This window comes from Mesorhizobium sanjuanii (assembly GCF_002529485.1).
GTDB lineage: Bacteria > Pseudomonadota > Alphaproteobacteria > Rhizobiales > Rhizobiaceae > Mesorhizobium > Mesorhizobium sanjuanii.
In genome coordinates this window covers 1-3,706 of record NZ_NWQG01000305.1, presented here as the reverse complement: position 1 = coordinate 3,706, position 3,706 = coordinate 1, and the positions used below count along the sequence as shown (strand labels likewise).

2 protein-coding genes and 1 pseudogene are annotated in these 3,706 nt (G+C 63.8%); 2 read left to right on the top strand and 1 reads right to left on the bottom strand.

What is annotated here, in order from left to right; translation table 11 throughout:
- A pseudogene (locus CN311_RS33585) lies at nucleotides 1–144 on the top strand (transcriptional regulator); the annotation flags it as partial.
- Here the strand turns inward: CN311_RS33585 and CN311_RS31500 are convergent.
- Nucleotides 145–1,122 carry a DMT family transporter gene (locus tag CN311_RS31500; protein ID WP_097577465.1) on the bottom strand — a complete coding sequence of 326 codons (978 nt, stop codon included), beginning with the start codon at nucleotides 1,120–1,122 and terminating at the stop codon, nucleotides 145–147.
- Between the two features lie 239 nt (nucleotides 1,123–1,361).
- Here CN311_RS31500 and pepN point away from each other — a divergent pair.
- Nucleotides 1,362–3,706: aminopeptidase N (gene pepN, locus CN311_RS31495; protein ID WP_097577464.1), on the top strand; the 2,345-nt coding region annotated here is incomplete at its 3' end.

Genomic DNA, 3,706 nt, shown 5'->3' with positions numbered 1-3,706 from the left:
TCGTTCATCAGCACAATCACCGTCTTCGGCACGCCGCTCGACGTGACGCTGTCGGAACTGGCGATCGAATCCTTTTTCCCCGCCGATGAGCAGACACGTTCGGCCCTGGTGCGGTTGGCGAAAGAGCGGGCCCAGTCGTCCTGATCAGCCCGGAGGCGGCGCGGCCTTGCGGGTGCGGGTGCGCTCCAGCCCGAGCTGACGCTCACGCCAGATGATGAAGATACCGGCGGCGACGACGATCACGCCGCCGACGAGCATGTGAACCGTGGGAACGTCACCGAAGACCAGATAGCCGACGATGACACCCAGGATCATCGACGTGTATTCGAAGGGCGCCACGACTGAGGCCTCGGCATGGCGGTAGGCCGCCGTCATCAGGATCTGAGCGAGCCCACCGCAAAAGCCCGATGCGATCAACAGACCGGCCTGATGGGGCGTCAGTGCCTGCCAACCGAAGGGCAGCGTCATCAGCGCCATGACGCTTGCCGTCGCCGAGAACCACAGCACGATGGTCGCCGTCTTTTCCGTCTGCACGAGGTTGCGCACCAGCAGGATGGCGTTGGCCGAAATCGCCGCGGCGACAAGGGCGGCGATGACGCCCAGCACTTCCTGATCGCCGAGTGCGGCCCCGGAACGCAGCAGCGTCAGTTCCGGCCACGTGATGATCAGCACACCGATCAGGCCCACCGCGACCGCGCTCCAGCGGTAGATGCGGATGGCTTCACCGAGGAACATCGAGCTGAACACCACGACCAGCAGCGGCTGCGCGTAATTCAGCGTGATTGCCTCCGGCAGCGGCAGCCGCGTCAAAGCGAAGAAGCTGAGCCCCATGGCACAGACGCCGACAACGCCGCGCGCAATATGGTTGAGCGGACGCTTTGTCGAAAAGGCGGTGCCGAGTTTGCCCTTGAAGGCGAGGAAGGCGATGATCGGAAAGATGGCGAAGAAGGAGCGGAAGAAGGCGATCTGCCCGACCGGTAGCTCCCCCGCTGCCTTGATGCAGGACGACATACCGACGAAGACGGCCACCGACACGATCTTGAGCATGATGCCGGTGAGCGTGGAGTGCCCGCTGGGATGATCATCGGCGCGTGTGGCTTCCACACCCGGCCTGGACGTCACTTCGCTTCTGCTTCCTGGATCAAAGCGGCATCCTCGCGACGCAGCACAGAGGCGCCCATGCCGAACTTCGGTGTGACGACAGTCATGAACGCCTCGCGATGGTGATGATTGAGAAACGAGTGTCCGAAATAGACGCTGCCGCAGTTTTGTCGAGAGGCCGTTTCGTGTAAAGAGCGCCGACTTCGAATTTCTTGGACCAGCGGACCCATCCGCTGCGGGAATGAACAGGAAACCCCGGAATGCGCACCGATACCGGCCAGGTCTTCAAGCTCGAAGACTATCGCCCTAACGACTATCTCATCCCGGAAACCAGCCTGACTTTCCGCCTTTCGCCAGAATCAACGCGCGTCACCGCCGTGCTGACGATCGAACGCCGCGACGGTGTAGCGGTGTCAGCGCCATTGGTGCTGGACGGCGACGGGTTGACGCTGCTGCGTGTCGCCATCGGCGATAGCGACCTCGCGCCGGCGGATTTCCTGGCAACGCCGGATCTTTTGACGATCGTCAAGCCGCCGGCAACGCCGCGCTTCCAACTGCTGATCGAAACCGAGCTGGCGCCGGCGCGCAACGAGGCGCTGATGGGACTCTATCGCTCCAGCAACGTCTATTGCACGCAATGCGAGGCCGAGGGTTTCCGCCGTATCACCTATTTCCTCGACCGTCCCGATATCCTGTCCATCTACACGGTGCGCATCGAGGCACAGCACAATGAGGCGCCGCTGCTTCTGTCCAACGGCAATCCGGCGGGCAGCGGCGACCTCGCCGAGGGCTGGCACTATGCGGTCTGGCACGACCCCTTCCCCAAGCCGTCCTACCTCTTTGCGCTGGTGGCGGGCGCGCTCGGCAAACTCGCCGACAGTTTCACCACCATGTCCGGCCGCAAGGTCGAACTCGGCATCTATGTCGAGCCAGGCAAGGAGCCGCTTGCGAGCTACGCGATGGACGCCCTGAAACGCTCGATGCGATGGGACGAGGAGGCGTTCGGCCGCGAATACGACCTCGACGTCTTCAACATCGTCGCCGTGTCCGACTTCAACATGGGGGCGATGGAGAACAAGGGCCTCAACATCTTCAACGACAAATATGTGCTGGCCGACCAGGAGACCGCGACGGACGCCGATTTTGCCAATATCGAGGCGATCATCGCGCATGAATATTTCCACAATTGGACAGGCAACAGAATCACTTGCCGTGACTGGTTCCAGCTCTGTCTGAAGGAAGGGCTGACGGTTTTCCGCGATCATGAATTCTCCGCCGACCAGCGCTCGCGGGCGGTGAAGCGCATCGCCGAGGTGCGCACGCTGCGGGCGCATCAGTTTCCCGAGGACCAGGGACCGCTCGCGCATCCGGTGCGCCCGCGCCGCTACCGCGAGATCAACAATTTCTACACGGCGACCGTCTACGAGAAGGGCTCGGAAGTGGTGCGCATGATCCGCACCATCGTCGGTGCCGAGACGTTCCGGGCTGGCATGGACCTCTATTTTGAGCGCCATGACGGCCAGGCGGCGACCATCGAGGACTTCATCAAGGTGTTCGAGGATGTCTCCGGCCGCGACCTGTCGCAGTTTTCGCTCTGGTACCATCAGGCGGGCACGCCGAACCTGACCATCAGTTCTGCGCACAATCCGGCATCGGGCGAATTCACGCTCGAGATCGAGCAGTCGGTGCCGCCGACACCTTCGGAGAGCCGCAAGCGGCTGATGCATATTCCGCTCGCCTTCGGACTCGTCGGCGCCGACGGCAAGCCGGTTGCCTGGCGCGATGTCGAGGGCGCCAGTGTCGAGGACGGCGTCATCCATATCCGCAAGCGCCGGCACATGGTGCGCTTCTCGGGCGTTGCCGAACGCCCGGCGCTCTCGCTTAACCGCGGCTTCTCGGCGCCAGTGACGCTTTCGGTCGAACAGAAGGCCGACGACCAGTTCTTCCTGGCCGGCCATGACAGCGACGCCTTTTCGCGCTGGCAGGCGTTCAACACGCTCTTGACCGATGCGCTGATTGCAGCCTTCCGGCAGATCCTTGGCGGCGAGCAGCCGGCTTTCACTGCGCGATTGACCGGGCTTGCCGGCAAGATCGCCGGCGACGAGACGCTGGAGCCTGCTTACCGTGCGCTGGCGCTGGCGCTACCCGGCGAGGCCGACATCGCCCGCGACCTCGGCAGGAACATCGACCCCGACGCCATCTTCGAGGGCCGCCAGGCACTGGCTATCGCGATCGCTGCGGCCAACCGGGAAATGTTTGCCGGCCTTTACGATCGCCTGGCCGACAAGGATGCGTTCAGCCCGGACGCGGCGAGCGCCGGGCGGCGGGCACTGCGCAACATCCTGCTCGACTATCTCTCGCTGCTGCCAGGGGGTGCTGCGCTTGCCGCCCGGCATTTCCAGTCGGCGACCAACATGACGGACCGCGCCACCGCGCTCACCGTGCTTGCGCTCCGCCACAGCGGTTCGCCCGAGGCGGTCAAGGCGCTGGCCGACTTCGAAGCGAAATACGCGCACGATGCGCTGGTGATGGACAAATGGTTCCAGATCCAGGCCAGCGTGCCGGGTCCGCAAACCGTCGAGGCGGTGCGCGCGCTGACCAGCCA